Here is a 16,945-nt window from a genome sequence, read left to right on the forward strand (position 1 = left end):
GCGCAGTCATGTGCAGTACAGCAGATTAAAGTGCAGGTTCATTGTCCGGTTCGCATCGTGGTGAAATGCTTGTGAAGAAGGAGATTATGCCCCATGCGTGCAGATCAACTAATTGTAAATGTACATGTGTATAACAGTTATTATAAACGGTTTGAAATGAACAACGTCGCTGTGTTGGGCGGCAGATTCCTGTATGTTGGACCCGGTGGACCTGAGTTGATTCAGGCAGACGAAGTCATTGATGCGCGGGGAAGATACATGATTCCTGGCTTGATCGATATCCATCTACATATCGAAAGCACGATGGTGACACCGGAAACCTTTTCTCATGGTCTGATTGGCTGCGGGGTAACGTCCATTGTAGCGGAACCGCATGAGATGGCGAATGTATTCGGGCTGGAGGGTGTGCAGGAGATGATGGCTGTGAGTCGGGAGACGACAGTGGATATGTTCTATGCGATCCCGAGTTCCGTTCCGGCAACCCCGATGGAGACAACAGGCGGTTCGATTGAGATTGAAGATATGGACGTGTTGCTCGCGACTGGAGAGATCATCTGTCTGGGCGAGATCATGAACTATGTCGATGTCATTCGTGATCCGGAGTGCAAGACAAACCAGATTTTACAGCATATTCGCAAAAACTATCCCGATCTGGTGATCGAAGGTCACACACCGAAACTGCTTGGACTTGATCTGCATCGACTGATCTACGCAGGTGTCGATTCCGATCATACTCATCAGAGCATTGAGGGATTACAGGCGCGGATTGCGGCAGGTATGTTTATTGAAATTCAAGAGAAATCAATGACCCCGGAAGTCATGAAGTACCTGATTCAACATGATGTGGCGCAGCATTTCTGCTTTGTAACAGATGATGTAATGCCGGATTCACTGGTGGAGCGTGGTCATCTGGATCATATCGTACGCAAGGCAATTCAGATGGGGATGCGTCCGGAAGACGCGATCTATGCAGCAACATCCACTCCTGCTTCCCGGATGAAAATGACCGATCGTGGCAGCGTTGCCCCAGGCAAAGTGGCCGATTATGTGTTGTTATCCAACCTGGAGGAGCTCTCTATTGACCAGGTGTACAAAAACGGCCGCAAAGCTTATGACGATTACGAACCGTATAAGCAGGAACGGATAACCGGGCAGTTCCCACCTCACTTCTATAAGAGTGTACAATTGGAGAAGTTGGGTGTAACAGATTTTGCAATTCAGTTGTCAGACCCAAAAGTCAGTGGATTAGGCGTTGCTCTCGCTGGTGAAGGTGAGTACCAATGCCGTGTCATGATGGTGAAGGATGGTTCTACTTTTGTGGAAGAACATATTGCACCGGTTCAGTCTTCGGATGGCGAATTGTTATGGGAAGAAAGCGGATATGCACAAATCGCGACCTTTGAACGTTATGGTGTGAACGGCAATCGTGCACATGGTCTGATCGGTGGAGACACCATCAAGCGTGGTGCTATTGCAACGACATATTCACACGACAATCACAACCTGCTGGTTGTAGGACGTAATCGTGAAGATATGATATTGGCAGCTAACACGGTAATTTCGAGCCAAGGTGGTTTCTGCGTGGTGGAAGATGGCAAGGTGCTGTCCCATCTGGAACTTCCCGTAGGTGGCATTTTGACGGAAGAACCACTTGCAGTGGTGTCCCATCAAGTGAAGGAATTGAGAGCAGCGATGTTGTCTCTTGGATATGTGCATTACAATCCGATCATGTCGATCAGCACTCACTCTCTTGCGGTAAGTCCGGCATTGAAGATCACGGACCATGGCCTGATTGATGTGAATGCAGGTAAGGTTGTATCGTTAGTAATCTAATTAGAATACACACATTCTGTGATGTACCTCCAATTAGATTGTATGATAGTAGAGTAAATGTAGTATAAAAAGCCGTATACCCCGTTTCGCCACGGTAAGTGGTGTCACGGGGTATTGTTGTTCAAGCAAAGGATTCGAAATAATGTTTTTGTATGCTTAATCTTGCAAGTGAAACATGAATTAGATTTTAATCTTCCCTTGTAATGACCATTCCACGTATTTGGACACCGACGGGGCAACCCACTTTCGGCTATCATTCTCATGATTCCATACAAACACGTCTGCTCTACAGATTCCATCCCCCGTCACTGGAAACGCGAATAAATCGCCAATGCCACTTTCCCCGAAGAAAACCAGATTATCAAATGGCATATAATAATCTTGGAAGTGATCGTCACGATAGTGTTTGTTTTCATTATTGATTCGATCTACTGACCAGATTAGTCCTAAATCATAAATGGCTCTTACCCCATTGGTTTCCAGCAGTATTTCCTTTAGTTCATGAGGCAGAGTGACGTGGAACAAGCTCTCAACCTTTGCAATTTCATCTCCAGATGCAGGAGAACTGAACGTATACTCTTCTGAAATTCCCTTGAAATATTCTTTCCACATGAAGGAGTCCTCCCGCATTATGCAATGTAATCATATGATTTGTATGAAATATCGTCTTATTGTTCGATGAAAAGAAGGCAGCCCTTCATAGAATGGCCCTACCGTTGATACCAAATAACAATAGGAAGAGTTATGTAGGACTACCTTTTCTAACTCTTGCTTACCAGGTAAGCCAACCACTCGTACGTTTATAATTGTGCAGGAGATCATACTTCTCATGGTACATGAGACGTTTCATTTTGGTTCTATACAGACGATAATGCTGTTTACGAGCAGGTTTACATTCTTTGTTGTAATGCGTGCTCTTGATTCCTTTACGGTGATCTTTCAGCTTTGCTTTTCTTGGATCAATGAACTTCTTGTTGTGTTTCTGTACAAAAGCTGTTTCATTTTCCCAAGATTGAATCTCTTCGTGTGTAAACATCTTCATCCCCGTTGTGCCGGGTTAGATTTTGGCTTCGAGAGCCATGGCCTTAGCACAACTAATAGAAGAAGACTTTTGGATTAAACATAAGCATCACCTCTGATGTTGTTCATCCTAATTTTAACATAATTAGAACGTGTCTTCCCGATGTCTTAATCTGATTGGAACCATAATCCTCACTTTGAAGATACACAGCCAGAAATCCTCCTTTGGACGGGACAATTGAATACATATATAGTAAGAAGAGAATGTTTGGACTCAAAGCAGGAGGATAGACAACGATTATGAATGAGATAAATAATGCTAAAACCATATTTTTCGACGTGGATGATACTTTATATGATCACTTGCAGCCGCTTCGTGGTGCGTTGCAGGACGTTCTCGGCCTGCCGGATGATTTCCCTTATGCTGAGGCCTATCATCGTTTTCGTTATTATAGTGACTGGCTGTCTGCACAAGAAGATCTGTCCGCTGTACCAGAAGCGGATGCAGTAGAGCGAATGCGCCGTCGGAGGTTTGAGTTGACGATGGAGGAGTTTGGACTCCCCTTACAATTGGGACAGGCTGAAGAACTGCAAGCACAGTATCTGAGCAGACAGTTTGAGATTGTACCTTTTAAAGGAGCGTATGAGCTGATCAGAAGGCTTCAGGCAGAAGGCCATACCGTTGGTCTAATCACCAATGGAGAAGGAGAGCATCAGCGCCGCAAGCTTGAAGCACTGGATGTGCTCAGTCTCGTGGACGAGCATCTGGTCTTCATCTCCGGTACGACTGGTTATGCGAAGCCGGATCGCAGGTTGTTCAATTATGTGAGTAAGCAGACAGGGACTGATGCCCGTTCCAGCTATTAGATCGGAGACTCGTGGCGTAATGATGTGGTAGGTGCAGTGGATGCAGGCTGGACAGTCATCTGGTTCAACCATCGGGAGGCGCTGCCGGAATCTGATCATCAACCTCATTTTGTAGCATCAAGCTATGAAGAGATCAGTCGTATTCTGACTTTTGAGTTTGTTCAAGCTTAAGGAGATTTATGTTTAAAGGAGCAGTCTTGTTACCGTCTTAGGTGCAGGTCTGCTTTTTTATATTATACCTTCTATAAAGGCATCATTAATGAGGTGTCTAACTCTTCGCTTTCAATTACAATTGCCATAAGTCCAGCTTCTGTTTTGGTTTCGTGCCATTCATGTTTATCCTAGAGAACCGCTTCTCCACAACGAACTTCGATGTATTCATTTGTTTCCCCTCTAACCCAACCTTCCCCGCTTACTATTAAAAGGAGTTGAGGAACCACAGCTTGGTGATAACCTATGACCCCACCCTCAGCTAAATGCATACATCCGATATGAGCTGCTTTGTTGGTCTGCGTTATACGTGACATTACGAAATTCGAATCGAATTTCGTAATCTCCTTACCTGACTCTTGTTTAAATTGAAATATCCTCATGTTTACCTCCGCAATAGTGACTAAGTTAACTTCCTATAATGGTAACTATCTTTATGATGGGTATCATCCTAATTCACTAATTTATGGATAATCCAATCAGATGAGTCTATCATAGCTCCAATAGGTTGGGGAGAGTTTGCTTACATTCCTCAGTTTTTTAATTGTCTGTACCAACGTTTCTATGAAGCTGTACTTCATGGAATCTTCATTTACAAGACAGTGTAAAAGCCTTCCCAAACCGTATATGCGGTGTTATAATTAAAACAAGATTTAGATTAAGTCTAAATTAAAAAGAAGCGAATCAAAGCAATCCATTATAAATTTCAAATTCTATTTTTATATTCGAGAGGGGATAAATTCCATGAGCACAATCCAAACTAGAAACAACACTTTTGCTAACAACGCCACAGCACTTCAAGATGTCCTGAACCGTCAGATCGCAGGCTGGTCCGTACTGTACACGAAACTTCATAACTTCCACTGGTATGTCCAAGGACCACATTTCTTCACACTGCATGCCAAATTCGAAGAACTGTATAACTTGGCTACGGCAAATATGGACGAAGTTGCAGAACGTTTGCTTGCTATTGGTGGACGTCCGGTGGCTACAATGGCTCAACAGCTGCGTCTGTCTCCAATTGAAGAGGCACAAGGACAGTTGTCTGCTGAGCGTATGGTAGAATCGGTAGTTGCTGATCTGCGTACGATGGTGGAAGTGATTCGTCAAGGCATTCACGAAGCAGGAGAAGCGGAAGATAACGCAACGGAAGATATGCTGATTGGATTCACTGCTGCCCTGGATAAAGAGGTCTGGATGTTAAACGCATTTCTGGGCAAATAAGCAAAGTCACCCTACATCCTGACAACGATATGTAGAGTCCGTGAACAAAGTGTCCGTTCGCTTACAAATCCGGTGCGCTTGCCGTATAATGATGGCATTCAAGATGTACAGAATGGTGGAATGAACGATGCGGTCAGACCTGGAACAATTGCAGGAAGAAGCTGAATGGTTTATATATACATGTTATGAAGAGCTGGGCCATTCGCGTGAAGACGTGCAGGCCCGGCTTGTTGCCGTTATTGGAGAGATCGAAGTAACCGGTACTTATGTGCATACCACTGAGGAATTGGAGCAGGGTTGTAAAATGGCATGGCGGAACAGCAACCGCTGTATCGGGCGGCTGTTCTGGGATAAATTGCGGATCGTGGACGCCCGTCACGCTGATACGGCAGGAACGGCAGCGGAAGCTGTGCTGAATCATATCCATGTAGCATCCAACGGTGGCAAAGTAATCCCGATGATTACCATTCTTCCACCGGATGGGCCGAATGGAACTCCGGTACGACTATGGAATCATCAGCTCATTCGTTATGCGGGATATGAGACAGAGCAAGGTATTATTGGAGATCCTGCTTCGGTGGAACTGACCAAGGCGGCGATGTCACTTGGCTGGCAAGGGGCAGGTAGCCCCTATGATGTGTTACCGCTCATTATTCAGGCGCAAGGACAAGCTCCAGAGTGGTATGTTATACCCGAAGAAGAGATTGTGGAAGTGATGATTGAACACCCGGAGCGAGCGGAGATTGCGGAGCTTGGCATGCGCTGGTACGGTGTGCCGATGATCGCCGATATGCGACTGGAGATTGGCGGCATATCTTACCCGGCAGCGCCGTTCAATGGTTGGTATATGGGTACCGAGATCGGCGCCCGTAATCTGGCGGATACGTTCCGGTATAACAAGCTGCCTGCGGTGGCGGCAGCGTTTGGATTGAATACGTCGAGTGAAACGACGCTGTGGAAAGATCGAGCGTTAGTTGAGCTGAATGTGGCTGTGCTGCATTCGTTCAAAAAAGCAGGCGTGAGCATTGTGGATCACCACACGGCGGCAGCGCAATTTGCTATGTTTGAACAGCGGGAAGAGAAGGCTGGGCGTGAGCTGACCGGGGATTGGGTGTGGCTGATTCCGCCAGTCTCTCCGGCGACGACGCATATTTTCCACAGCTCCTATCGTAATGAGATCGTGAAGCCGAACTTTTTCCGTCAGGATCAGGCGTATACCCTGAAAGATGGCGTGGCATCTGCCGCAGAGCCGCGAAGCAGCGAGCAGCAGAATGCACAGGTAGAGAATAATCCCCAGCCACAGGCCGGAGATACACCAATGAAATGCCCGTTTGCACATTAAATTGTGCGGACGGGTTATTTTTTGTGATCCTTTTTTATCAAACGAAGAACTTAAAATAGGAAAAAAATGAAAAGATTCTTTCTCTATATGGAAATATATAACACACCTATAATGAAGCCATGACTTTGACTTCACATAGGGGAGGGAACAATCCATGGGTTATATTGAAACGTTGCGAGGAATGGTTGGCAATGCTCCTGTTATTTTGTTGAGACCGAGTATATTGATCTTGAACAAGACAGGTGAGATTCTATTAGTTCGACATCTGGATGATACGTGGGGAGTACCGGGTGGATTTATGGAGCTCGGCGAATCGGTGGAAGAGTCTGCAATGCGAGAGGTCAGAGAAGAGATTGGGATAGAGATTAAGAAACTCCATCTGTACGGCGTTTTCTCAGGAAAAGAGTTATATACGAAATTAAGAAATGGGCATGAATACTACAATGTGGTCATTGGTTATATTTGCACAGAGTATGAGGGAGAACTGAAGCCAGATGGGGTTGAAGTTCTTGAAGCAAAGTTTTACAAACCAACGGAATTGCCTGAAAGGACCGACCCTTACTTAAAAAGCAAAATCCAAGAAAATGCAGTACACATAGCAACATTATTGGGGGAAATATAATCGAGAGGTTGCCACCGAAATGGTTTATCTCGCGAGTTGTAAAGCTAACGAACTGAGTGCGTCTTATAGGACGAATTATTGTGGAATGATAAATCTAACGACCTTCAGAGGCGTTATTCCGGCATCAACCTGCCTGAAACCGATGCAGGAGCAACAGAATAAGGAAATAGCGCCTCTGTGATTCGTTACACTACAGCCCTGTGGAAATTGGATCGAATAATACTTGCATAGTTCGTTAGAAAATGATTATGCCAATAAAGGGATGTCCTCCGTCATATTCATGACTTGTGGGACATCTCCCTTTTGCGTTTACACCCGCCTTGTCTTGTACCGACTTCGCATTACAGCCTGAACTACAATGGCAGCAGCAATCAGCAGCAGGTTGAACACGAATACAGAGTACAGCGATCCAACTTCCATAAGTAACGCAGCAACCAGTGGAGACACGATGGAGCCGATCTCGGCCGCAGAGACAATTTTGCCTATGACAGAGCTTCGACTCTCGTCAGGGATATGATCACCAATATGAGCAAAGAACGAATCCATATAACATGCACCGCCAACCCCGCCAATCAGCATGCCAGCGTAGACCCACAGATGGGAGGATGTGCTTAGAAATACAACAACTTCGATTCCGATCAGGAACATGCCAAGCATGCAGAGCAACAGACGATCGCCCATCCGGTCAGAGAGATAACCGACAAAGGGAGCAGCGGCAAGCGTAGAAATCCCTGAGACGGTGAAGGCGAGACTGGTGGCAAACGGGTCCCAATGCATGATGTGAGCTGCATACAGTGCAAAATAGGTGAGAAACACCGCATAGGCGCTCATCTCCAGGAAATGTACTGTACCGTAGCCGATCAGTTGTTGCCGCTGTGTGAGCCTTGTAGTTGGGCCAGACATTGTTGAATTGGGAGCTTGGTTGAATAGGGCGGTATCCGCAGCTTGCGTATGCAGTGCATCAGATGTTGTTGAAGGTAAAGGAGGGGTGTCATCCATATGGAGTACTGAGTGTGCTGAGTTGTCCAGAGGTTTTTGCTTAACGACAGCCGAATGATCTTCTAATAGGTGATCACTTAACGTATTCCCAGACTCATGATTAGCTCTAGCTTGTGCCGTAGTCTTCATCCCCATCGCAGCGACCACGGCCATCAGACAACATACGGTAACGAGCAAAAAAGGAACCGATAATGGCCAGTGCAGCGCGAGCCAGCCACTTATGACCGGACCGAGCACCATGCCGCCGCCCTCACTGCTGCTGATGTATCCATTGTACAGTCCTCGGTTGTCTACATTGCCCCCATCCCCGATGATGGAACGTACGACCACGGTAAGGCCGGTGGAAGCGAGCCCTTGCAGCAGTCGTAGCAGGCCGAATAATACCGCAGCAGAAGACAATGCGAAGCCACCCATACAGACAGCCAGCAGGATCAGCATCAGGATGAGAGCCTTTTTACCACCTAGTTTCTTATAAATTGCCGCTGCTGGAACGCCACCAATTACTTTCCCCACATAAAAGAGTGCAAAAATAACCCCCATCATCCAGCCGGACAGGCCGAATTCCTCAATAAACAAAGGAAATAGGGGCAGGATCATGAATCCGCCCATCTGACTTAAGAAACAAATGGTCATCAGCAAAGGCAGGTTACGACGAATATCCAAGAGCCAAGACTCCTCTCACACATAAAATGGAATCCTAAAATCCTTCATTTACTCCATATGGGTACGTATTATCGACATTACCCGTAATGTATGCAGGATTTTTGAAAATAAGAAGAAATGACACGCGGCGTTTACATCAAAACCATTGCGGATATACCTGAATCATATATAATAGATGGGTTATCTATAAGGATGCATGAACGAAAAGTGTACAGACTTAAGAGGTACCTCAAGTATAAGGGGGCGATGTGAAGCATGTCAGAACAACAACCGATTATCCGCTTCGAAGCGGTGACTCAGCAATACGACCAGGATGAAGCCGTATTGAAGGCGGTCAGCTTTGAGATTGAGCGGGGTAAATTTTATACGCTTCTTGGCCCATCGGGCTGCGGGAAAACAACGATATTGCGGCTGATTGCCGGTTTTGCGGAGCCGACACAGGGCAGTATTTATTTTAACGGTGCGCTCATCAACCGGGTGCCTGCTCACCAACGGCAGGTGAATACCGTATTTCAGGATTACGCGTTATTTCCACATTTGAATGTATTTGAGAACGTGGCTTTTGGTTTGCGGATCAAAAAGATGAAAACGGCTGAAATTCGCAGCAAAGTGTTGGAAGCCCTCAAATTCGTCAATCTATCCGGGTATGAAAACCGGGAAATTGGCGAAATGTCCGGCGGACAACGACAACGTGTTGCTATTGCACGCGCCATTGTGAACGAGCCTGAAATTCTGCTGCTGGACGAGCCGCTCTCGGCACTCGATTTGAAATTACGGACCGAAATGCAGTACGAGCTACGGGAGCTGCAACAGCGACTGGGCATCACGTTTATCTTTGTTACGCATGATCAGGAAGAAGCCTTGGCGATGTCCGATGAGATCTTTGTCCTGAATGGCGGCGTGATTCAACAGAGCGGTACACCGAATGATATCTATGATGAGCCAATTAACCGTTTTGTAGCAGACTTTATCGGGGAATCGAACATTGTATCGGGCAAAATGAAGCAGGACTTTGTGGTGGAATTCGCTGGCGCACAGCACGAGTGTGTCGATCAGGGTCTCCAGCGGGACGAGCCAGTAGAGATTGTCATTCGCCCAGAGGATCTGGAGATTACAACCGAAGACCAAGGCAAACTCAAGGTCAATGTGGATTCCCAGTTATTCCGCGGGGTGCATTACGAGATATCCACGTACGATGATGCGGGCAATGAGTGGCTTGTTCATTCAACCAAAAAAGCCGTTGTAGGCGCACGGATTGGACTGTATTTTGATCCGGAAGCGGTACACGTCATGCGCTTTAACGAGACCGAAGAAGAGTTCGACAAACGACTCGAAGCCTACCAAGAGGCCGCTCATGCAGACTAAGGCCAGCACACGCAATGCGTATCTGATTCCATATGTATTATGGATGGTGTTGTTTGTTGTGGCGCCGGTTCTGCTGGTCATCTATTATTCATTCTTCGATGTGGAGGGTAACTTCACGTTTGGCAACTACGCCAGATTCTTCACACCGGTGTACTTGCAGATGACGCTCAGTTCGTTCTGGTATGCATTTCTGATTACGGCGTTCTCACTGCTGATCTCGTATCCAACGGCGTATATGCTGACCCGGACGAAGCACAAGCAGCTATGGTTGCTGCTGATCATTCTGCCAAGCTGGATCAATCTTTTGCTAAAAGCGTACGCCTTCATAGGCCTGTTCGGAACGTACGGTCTGACCAACTCCCTGCTTGAAGTGGTGGGTATTGGTACACAGCAGATCTTGTTCACCGACTTCAGCTTTATCTTTGTCTCGGTGTATATTTTCATTCCATTCATGATTTTGCCGATCTTCAATGCGCTGGAAGAAATGAATCCATCGTTGATCTACGCGGCGCGTGATCTGGGAGCCTCATCGTGGCTGACATTCCGCCGGGTTATCTTTCCGTTGACGATTAGCGGGGTGAAATCAGGCTGTCAGGCTGTATTTATTCCAGCGCTGTCTCTGTTCATGATTACCCGCCTCATTGCGGGAAACCGTGTAATTACGCTGGGAACAGCGATTGAACAGCATTTTCTCGTCACCCAGGACTGGGGGATGGGTTCAACGATTGCCGTCTTTTTGATTATTGCGATGGCGATTATTATGTTCCTGACTGGGTCAGGCAAGAAGGAGGTGCGTAATGGGAAGAAACGGAAAGCTGTCTAACGTTTACCTAGCCGTTGTATTCGCCATACTGTACGCACCGATTGCGTACCTGATCTTCTACTCCTTCAATAGTGGCGGCCACATGCGCAGCTTCGAAGGATTCACGCTTGAATGGTACAAAGAGGTGTTCGCTGATACTCGGCTACTCATCATTGTGCTGAATACATTTATCATTGCGCTCCTGTCATCAGCAATCTCAACGATTCTTGGTGTAGCAGGGGCACTGGCGATCTACCATGTGCGTCGCAAACGGACCAAGAACACGCTGCTGTCACTCAATAACGTGCTGATCGTGAGTCCGGATGTCATCATTGGTGCGTCATTCCTGATCCTGTTCACCATGATTGGCATCAAACTGGGCTTCACTTCGGTCCTGCTGTCTCATATCGCATTCAGCGTACCAATTGTCGTCATCATGGTGCTGCCAAAGCTGCAGGAAATGAGCCCAACCCTGATGGATGCGGCACGCGATTTGGGCGCAGGATCATGGCAGATTCTGACGCGTGTGGTGCTGCCATACGTGAAACCGGGTATTTTTGCCGGATTCTTCATGGCATTGACGTACTCGCTCGATGATTTTGCAGTAACATTCTTTGTCACGGGTAATGGGTACTCTACACTCTCTGTAGAGATATACTCCAGAGCAAGGCAGGGCGTTTCGTTGTCCATCAATGCTTTGTCTACCCTGCTATTCCTGCTCACGGTGCTGCTGGTAGTCGGATATTACTTCATTAACCGCCGTGCAACACGGATACCTCCCGGAGGAAAGGGGCTGCGACCATGAAGCAACTGGTACGGACATTTGCAATTGTATTCGTGGCCGCCTTTGCCCTGATGATCCTGGCTTCGTATCTGAACAAGAGTCAGGGGTATTCTGGCGGCAACACGCTGACCATCTATAACTGGGGCGATTATATCGACCCCGATCTGCTCAAGGAATTTGAGGACGAGACGGGCATTAAGGTCATCTATCAGACGTTTGATTCCAATGAAGCGATGCTGACCAAGATTGAGCAGGGGGGAACCACGTTTGATGTGGCAATTCCTTCTGAATATGCGATTAGCAAAATGAAAGAGGAAGACCTGCTCGTTCCAATTGATCACAGCAAATTGACTAACCTGAGCAACATCGATCCGCGGTTCTTGGACTTGTCCTTTGACGAAGGCAACAAGTACTCGATCCCTTATTTCTGGGGAACAGTGGGGGTTGTGTTCAATCCTGAGCTGGTGGATGGGTTGACGTTTGATAGCTGGAACGACCTGTGGGACCCGCGTTTGAAAAATCAAATCCTGCTCCTTGATGGCGCACGCGAAGTCATTGGGATGGGGTTGAACAGTCTCGGGTATTCCTTGAATGATACCAACGAAGACCATCTGCAAGAAGCGCTGAAGAAGCTGTCTACATTGACGCCAAACGTCAGAGCAATTGTCGGAGACGAGATCAAAATGTTACTCGCCAATGAGGAAGCTGCAGTTGGACTTGTGTGGTCTGGGGATGCATCCGAGATTATGGATGAGAACGACAAGCTGGATTACATGGTGCCAGAAGAAGGCTCGAACCTCTGGTTCGATAACATGGTTATCCCGAAGACGGCGAGTAATATTGAAGGGGCACACCAGTTTATCAACTTCATGCTGGACCCTGATCATGCCGCTCGCAATGCGGAGTATGTCGGGTATTCCACACCAAACGCCGAGGCACTTAAGCTGCTGCCAGAGGACATTTCGGAGGATGAGCGCTTCTATCCGGACGAGAAACTGACAGGCAAGCTGGAGGTCTACGATAATCTGGGCAAAAAAATGCTCTCGCATTATAACGACCTATTCCTGGAGTTTAAAATGCACAGCAAATAACCGCCAATAGGGTGTGCACAGTTCGTTAGATTTGAAAAAAAGACAAAAAGGGTTGCTGCTCGTCATTTCAATTGAATGACGAGCAGCACCCCTTTTTTATTACTTACTTCAGAGCAATAGCGCTTGAAGTGCCATATAAGATGAACATTTAAGATCACACGTTAACGGAGGGGACAGAACAAACGAAGGAAGCGAAGCGGTCGCCTTTATCAACGGATTTTCCCATTGCTAGATGGGATTCAAAAAAATCCGGGGATAACAGCGATCCGAAGTTGTGCTGTCACCGCAGTGACTCAGTTAATCGCACCCCATTCATCTTATATAATTGCCACTACATGCGTTTTTTGCGACCCACCATGATCCAAGCCCCACCCATAATCAGCACAATCGCCACGAACGGCTGGATAAAGCTCAAGCTGCTCAGCATCGTACCAATCGACATCACAGCGAAGAACAGCAGCGAGATAACCGTTAGAATGTTGATGGGGATCAGCAACCATTTGTTCCGACCACCGAACCAATACAATTCGAACAAACCAACAGCAACAGCTAGAATGAAGCCCGGCCACATTGTACTCCAGTTGTTAAATAGCATGGCGATCTGACACACGATACCGACAGTGAGCAGTAACCCACCAGGAACCAGAAGTCCAACACCTCTGCCAATCATGGAGAAGTACAGCCAGTGGAAGAACAGTCCGAGTGGAATCACGAATAACGTGGGCCAGAAAGTCGCAAAGATCGTACCCGGACCAAGTGAACCTCCCTGGTTCAGAATCAGGTACACGCCCAGCAAAATGAGAACAGGCGCAAGGATCGTACGTTTAGCCATAATATCTCTCCTTCTTAATACAAGATCAATTTTCCGAACGGTTGTATGTAGAGCAATTACTTTGTTATTCACAGCATACCATGAACTGGAAAAGTATATCCTCCGCCTTTGGAGTTAAAATGAACCTAGACCTAAGTCTAGGTTCGAAAGATGCTCAGCCGCTTTTTCATGCAAACAATCCGTGCCAAACGGTGGTGAACAAGTTACACAGAAAAATGTGATTTAGGCTTGCTGTTGCAAGAGAGAATTATCATTGCTTTCGTAGCAGATGCTCCCAGTTTGTAGGGAATCCCAAAAGGGATATATCAACTATAGTGTAAGCTTCGATTAATGAGGATAGCTCAGTCACCCAACTATCCCAGATTGTTCTATCCTTTATCAGGTACTTCGCATTGTAGATAGCTCCAAAAAGAAAGGCTTTGTCTAAGCCTAATAATTCATCATTTCGTGTGTATCTTATGGTAACAGGGATTCTATAATTAAAAAGTTTGCTGTAGTGAGCACATCTATTCCTAAAAACAGTTAAGACGTGGAACCAGTTCTCAAGTTCCCTATAACTTATGTTTCGAGAAGGGTAGTATTCTCGATCAATAGATTTTTTGTCAGACGTTTTTAAATTTTTATAGAGTGAGGACATCATAGAAATTGTACTGACTTCAAAGGCCGCCCAGATAGGATATCTATCTTGGTAATTCTCTCTATGATGAGCAATAAGCACTTCTTTGTGCTGTTTTTGAATGCATTTTTGCAAATCCTCCATAAAGCGTTGGTGAAATTGAATTTTAGAAAAATTAGCGGCATTCGCATATCCAAGAGAACCATACTTGTGGGCGAGCTTGTATGAAATTTGTGATCTTAAGGCAATCTCGATGTACTCGACAATCTTCATAAAGTGATTTCTAAGGGCTGCATCAAACAAATAATGCTTATACACTTTGTTGAAAGTCGTTCCTTCAATGTAGTTGTCCGAGGTATCCTGTTTAAAAGTTAAGGCATATGCAGTAAACCTGTAATAGTGAATGCGTTTCAGGATTGTAATTGCTTCTACATCATTTTCAATTGTCATTTTTCGGTTTTTAAACTTTTCGAGCTGTTCTTCATATGTAGTAGGCGCTTTCATTTCACGTAGCTGAACCTCATCTGGCAAGGAAAATACCCCCATAACGCAAAAATGTCTCGCCCTGTTCCACATGCATAAGCAGAGGTGCGGGCGAGATCTGTTATTAACAATATACGATTCGTTGACTGTTTAGTCAACAGTTAAACTTAAATTGAGTAACTACTGAAGGGTAAAGCTGAGTCACCCAAAACGAAGCTTGTTATTTCACCACATCCGAATGTTTCTTGCCCCAGCTGTTCACGCCGTCATCCTCAATGATGGAGATGGCAGCGTCGGCGATGTCGGGGTTCGTCATCAACTTTTCCTGAATACGGAACTTGATGTCATCTGCATCGGCAAGGCTGAGTCCTTTGGTCAGTTCAATCAGACCTTCCACATGATAATAACGGCCTTCCTGAATGATACGCATCATCTGAATGTCGGCAACGTGCGTGTCTGCCAGAATGGTTTGGGACACTTTGTCCTCAATATCCTGGGGAGCCGCTACCCCGATTAATCCAATCATATTATCGTAACCAACCCGGAAGGCTACAGCGATCATCAGACATCCAATAATCGTCGTCACAATACCATCGAGCAATGCAAAATTGGTCAAGGCAATGACCACGACAGAGATCAATGCAAGCAGAGCACCGAGTACAGCGACAACATCTTCATAGAATACGAGACGGGTCGGCGGTGCAGCACGGCCTACATTTTTGATGGCAGCAGGGACCAAGGCAAATCCAGCGGCTTTGGGTGCGCGTGCTTCTTTGAGGATTTCCTTCATGGCTTTGATCAGAATGGCACCGTCGATCAGAATGTTCAGAACAAGCACTCCGATGTTAATCCATAGACCGCCGGTATGACCAACAGGATGCTGGAGCAGGTGGATCCCCTCATGGATCGTTTCATACGCCATAATGGTAACAACAATCACGGCGATCATGCAGAAAATGTTAATGACCCGTCCGAATCCGGTCGGGAAGCGGCGTGTAGGTTTTTTCTCGGACAACACACTTCCGACAAAGACAAACCCTTGGTTAATGGCATCGGCCAATGAATGCATCGCCGAAGCGAACATGGCGCCACTGCCACTGAATAGGAAGGCTCCCCCTTTGCACACAGCAAGAACGGCATTACCAGCCATCGCTACGGCGGAGGATGTGTTTCCTTTTTTGACAAGAGACATAAAGCTCTCAGACTTCGGTTGTTCAGCCACTTCGGTTGTTCCTCCCAGATCAATGTATTAGGTGTAGAAAAGGCAGTTTATCTATACAGCATGTGCATTTCCACTAAATGTTATTATAACCGCTTTGACATATCCCATCATTATGCAAAAAAGGTCATATCATCATGTGCATCTCAGTACTCAATGGCCTCTAATTCACGTAAATTCCGGTTGGACTGTTCCAACAGTTCCGTAAACGTCCCAGCGACATAATATACAAAATCCGGGTCATGCACGTACATAATAATCTGTCCAACCGTTCCTTGCTCTGTCGGATCAAAGTCGAACATTAGATACAGTGAGCCACCTCCAAGCATGCCAAACGTGATCCATTTCTTTTGAAAAAGGTAGGGTTTGATTCGGGGATCAAGCTCACGGATCTCTTCTTCGGTAAAATAATCATCCATGCGGTTCTCCACCAGCGTGGACTGCTCCTTTTGAATTTTTTCCAGGGATAATAGGTAAAATGGCTCGGATTCCCGTCTTTCCTCAAGGCTTGGGTACAAGACGTGAAAGCCATAACCACTCCCATTTTTACGTTTATAAAACGCACGAAAATCAGCAGGTAATCGAATACCTTGTTCACGCTCGAATGCGTCAAGCTGCTCATCCGTCACGCCTTCAAACTCGCGATATGCCTCCAAGAGCTCCTGGTTTTCCTCATCCTGTACCTTCTCCTCCAGCAACATATCCAGTTCTTCCATCAATTCATATATACGCTGTTCTGGCATCCAATTCCCTCCGTATGAGCTATTCAGATAATATGGTGAGTGATGTCCTAGCAAACTTCGCCTGATTTCACATCATATTATAGTTATAATCCGGAAAAGCACACAAGAAACCGGAGTCCTTGCTTACATACTACAATGGTCTCATTATTCAAAGGTTGTTGTTGCATAATCAGCACACTTTGCTCTGTCCCAAATGACATCTCACCTTGATAAAAGTCGCTCCTAACAAC

Annotated in this window: 17 protein-coding genes and 1 pseudogene; 10 read left to right on the forward strand and 8 right to left on the reverse strand. The window is 46.2% G+C overall.

Annotation, left to right across the window (positions count from 1 at the left end; genetic code table 11):
* Positions 1 to 93 precede the first annotated feature (93 nt).
* A complete protein-coding gene (locus tag ACDJ59_RS28010; RefSeq protein ID WP_413406924.1) occupies positions 94 to 1,833 on the forward strand; it encodes an adenine deaminase C-terminal domain-containing protein in 1,740 nt (579 codons plus the stop codon).
* A gap of 180 nt (positions 1,834 to 2,013) precedes the next feature.
* On the opposite strand, the gene ACDJ59_RS28015 is transcribed toward ACDJ59_RS28010, so the two are convergent.
* Both ACDJ59_RS28015 and ACDJ59_RS28020 read right to left on the reverse strand, forming a co-directional pair.
* Positions 2,014 to 2,445, reverse strand: coding sequence for an SMI1/KNR4 family protein (locus tag ACDJ59_RS28015; RefSeq protein ID WP_413406925.1), 432 nt, complete (start codon positions 2,443 to 2,445; stop codon positions 2,014 to 2,016).
* 160 nt (positions 2,446 to 2,605) lie between these two features.
* A complete protein-coding gene (locus ACDJ59_RS28020; RefSeq protein ID WP_413406926.1) occupies positions 2,606 to 2,869 on the reverse strand; it encodes a hypothetical protein in 264 nt (87 codons plus the stop codon).
* Positions 2,870 to 3,153: 284 nt separating this feature from the next.
* Between ACDJ59_RS28020 and ACDJ59_RS28025 the strand changes: the two genes are divergently transcribed.
* Together ACDJ59_RS28025 and ACDJ59_RS28030 are read left to right on the forward strand one after the other, a co-directional pair.
* Positions 3,154 to 3,720 (forward strand): HAD family hydrolase, encoded by a 567-nt coding sequence (locus tag ACDJ59_RS28025; RefSeq protein ID WP_413406927.1) that lies wholly within the window; start codon positions 3,154 to 3,156, stop codon positions 3,718 to 3,720.
* Positions 3,721 to 3,891, forward strand: coding sequence for a hypothetical protein (locus ACDJ59_RS28030; protein WP_413409930.1), 171 nt, complete (start codon positions 3,721 to 3,723; stop codon positions 3,889 to 3,891).
* A 71-nt stretch (positions 3,892 to 3,962) separates the two neighbouring features.
* On the opposite strand, the pseudogene ACDJ59_RS28035 reads toward ACDJ59_RS28030, so the two are convergent.
* Positions 3,963 to 4,313, reverse strand: a pseudogene (locus ACDJ59_RS28035) (cupin).
* A 361-nt stretch (positions 4,314 to 4,674) separates the two neighbouring features.
* Between ACDJ59_RS28035 and ACDJ59_RS28040 the strand changes: the two are divergent.
* The 3 genes from ACDJ59_RS28040 (at position 4,675) to ACDJ59_RS28050 (ending at position 7,118) form a co-directional block, all read left to right on the forward strand.
* A complete protein-coding gene (locus ACDJ59_RS28040) occupies positions 4,675 to 5,154 on the forward strand; it encodes a Dps family protein (RefSeq protein WP_413406928.1) in 480 nt (159 codons plus the stop codon).
* Positions 5,155 to 5,281: 127 nt separating this feature from the next.
* The gene (locus tag ACDJ59_RS28045; protein WP_413406929.1) at positions 5,282 to 6,496 is read left to right on the forward strand and encodes a nitric oxide synthase oxygenase; all 1,215 of its coding nucleotides are present in this window, start codon (positions 5,282 to 5,284) and stop codon (positions 6,494 to 6,496) included.
* A gap of 154 nt (positions 6,497 to 6,650) precedes the next feature.
* Positions 6,651 to 7,118 carry an NUDIX hydrolase gene (locus ACDJ59_RS28050; protein ID WP_413406930.1) on the forward strand — a complete coding sequence of 156 codons (468 nt, stop codon included), beginning with the start codon at positions 6,651 to 6,653 and terminating at the stop codon, positions 7,116 to 7,118.
* A 309-nt stretch (positions 7,119 to 7,427) separates the two neighbouring features.
* On the opposite strand, the gene ACDJ59_RS28055 is transcribed toward ACDJ59_RS28050, so the two are convergent.
* Positions 7,428 to 8,780: an MFS transporter gene (locus ACDJ59_RS28055; protein ID WP_413406931.1), complete on the reverse strand. Its 1,353-nt coding sequence runs from the start codon at positions 8,778 to 8,780 to the stop codon at positions 7,428 to 7,430.
* 255 nt (positions 8,781 to 9,035) lie between these two features.
* Between ACDJ59_RS28055 and ACDJ59_RS28060 the strand changes: the two genes are divergently transcribed.
* The 4 genes from ACDJ59_RS28060 to ACDJ59_RS28075 are packed head-to-tail and all read left to right on the forward strand — an operon-like array spanning position 9,036 to position 12,822.
* Positions 9,036 to 10,145, forward strand: coding sequence for an ABC transporter ATP-binding protein (locus ACDJ59_RS28060; RefSeq protein ID WP_036612848.1), 1,110 nt, complete (start codon positions 9,036 to 9,038; stop codon positions 10,143 to 10,145).
* Positions 10,135 to 10,968 carry an ABC transporter permease gene (locus tag ACDJ59_RS28065; RefSeq protein ID WP_017691799.1) on the forward strand — a complete coding sequence of 278 codons (834 nt, stop codon included), beginning with the start codon at positions 10,135 to 10,137 and terminating at the stop codon, positions 10,966 to 10,968. The genes ACDJ59_RS28060 and ACDJ59_RS28065 overlap by 11 nt, the downstream gene beginning before the upstream one ends.
* On the forward strand, positions 10,943 to 11,752 hold the full coding sequence (locus ACDJ59_RS28070) for an ABC transporter permease (RefSeq protein ID WP_036612847.1): 810 nt from the start codon (positions 10,943 to 10,945) through the stop codon (positions 11,750 to 11,752). Before ACDJ59_RS28065 ends, ACDJ59_RS28070 begins: the two co-directional genes overlap by 26 nt.
* On the forward strand, positions 11,749 to 12,822 hold the full coding sequence (locus tag ACDJ59_RS28075; protein WP_413406932.1) for an ABC transporter substrate-binding protein: 1,074 nt from the start codon (positions 11,749 to 11,751) through the stop codon (positions 12,820 to 12,822). The genes ACDJ59_RS28070 and ACDJ59_RS28075 overlap by 4 nt, the downstream gene beginning before the upstream one ends.
* A 331-nt stretch (positions 12,823 to 13,153) precedes the next feature.
* On the opposite strand, the gene ACDJ59_RS28080 is transcribed toward ACDJ59_RS28075, so the two are convergent.
* From ACDJ59_RS28080 to ACDJ59_RS28095, 4 genes are all read right to left on the reverse strand, one after another.
* The gene (locus ACDJ59_RS28080; protein WP_036667859.1) at positions 13,154 to 13,654 is read right to left on the reverse strand and encodes a hypothetical protein; all 501 of its coding nucleotides are present in this window, start codon (positions 13,652 to 13,654) and stop codon (positions 13,154 to 13,156) included.
* Positions 13,655 to 13,904: 250 nt separating this feature from the next.
* On the reverse strand, positions 13,905 to 14,801 hold the full coding sequence (locus ACDJ59_RS28085; protein WP_413406933.1) for an Abi family protein: 897 nt from the start codon (positions 14,799 to 14,801) through the stop codon (positions 13,905 to 13,907).
* Positions 14,802 to 14,973: 172 nt separating this feature from the next.
* Positions 14,974 to 15,975, reverse strand: coding sequence for a cation diffusion facilitator family transporter (locus ACDJ59_RS28090; protein WP_143781454.1), 1,002 nt, complete (start codon positions 15,973 to 15,975; stop codon positions 14,974 to 14,976).
* 143 nt (positions 15,976 to 16,118) lie between these two features.
* Positions 16,119 to 16,715, reverse strand: a complete 597-nt coding sequence (locus ACDJ59_RS28095) for an SMI1/KNR4 family protein (RefSeq protein WP_413406934.1) — start codon at positions 16,713 to 16,715, stop codon at positions 16,119 to 16,121.
* Between the last annotated feature and the right edge of the window lie 230 nt (positions 16,716 to 16,945).

The sequence above is a fragment of the Paenibacillus amylolyticus genome (assembly GCF_047302515.1).
GTDB lineage: Bacteria > Bacillota > Bacilli > Paenibacillales > Paenibacillaceae > Paenibacillus > Paenibacillus amylolyticus_G.

Excerpts from the sequence above, each read along its gene's own strand:
- ACDJ59_RS28010 (WP_413406924.1), top strand. The coding sequence starts at position 94 with ATGCGTGCAGATCAACTAATTGTAAATGTACATGTGTATAACAGTTAT.
- ACDJ59_RS28015 (WP_413406925.1), bottom strand. The coding sequence starts at position 2,445 with ATGTGGAAAGAATATTTCAAGGGAATTTCAGAAGAGTATACGTTCAGT.
- ACDJ59_RS28020 (WP_413406926.1), bottom strand. The coding sequence starts at position 2,869 with ATGTTTACACACGAAGAGATTCAATCTTGGGAAAATGAAACAGCTTTT.
- ACDJ59_RS28025 (WP_413406927.1), top strand. The coding sequence starts at position 3,154 with ATGAATGAGATAAATAATGCTAAAACCATATTTTTCGACGTGGATGAT.
- ACDJ59_RS28040 (WP_413406928.1), top strand. The coding sequence starts at position 4,675 with ATGAGCACAATCCAAACTAGAAACAACACTTTTGCTAACAACGCCACA.
- ACDJ59_RS28045 (WP_413406929.1), top strand. The coding sequence starts at position 5,282 with ATGCGGTCAGACCTGGAACAATTGCAGGAAGAAGCTGAATGGTTTATA.
- ACDJ59_RS28050 (WP_413406930.1), top strand. The coding sequence starts at position 6,651 with ATGGGTTATATTGAAACGTTGCGAGGAATGGTTGGCAATGCTCCTGTT.
- ACDJ59_RS28060 (WP_036612848.1), top strand. The coding sequence starts at position 9,036 with ATGTCAGAACAACAACCGATTATCCGCTTCGAAGCGGTGACTCAGCAA.
- ACDJ59_RS28065 (WP_017691799.1), top strand. The coding sequence starts at position 10,135 with ATGCAGACTAAGGCCAGCACACGCAATGCGTATCTGATTCCATATGTA.
- ACDJ59_RS28070 (WP_036612847.1), top strand. The coding sequence starts at position 10,943 with ATGGGAAGAAACGGAAAGCTGTCTAACGTTTACCTAGCCGTTGTATTC.
- ACDJ59_RS28075 (WP_413406932.1), top strand. The coding sequence starts at position 11,749 with ATGAAGCAACTGGTACGGACATTTGCAATTGTATTCGTGGCCGCCTTT.
- ACDJ59_RS28080 (WP_036667859.1), bottom strand. The coding sequence starts at position 13,654 with ATGGCTAAACGTACGATCCTTGCGCCTGTTCTCATTTTGCTGGGCGTG.
- ACDJ59_RS28095 (WP_413406934.1), bottom strand. The coding sequence starts at position 16,715 with ATGCCAGAACAGCGTATATATGAATTGATGGAAGAACTGGATATGTTG.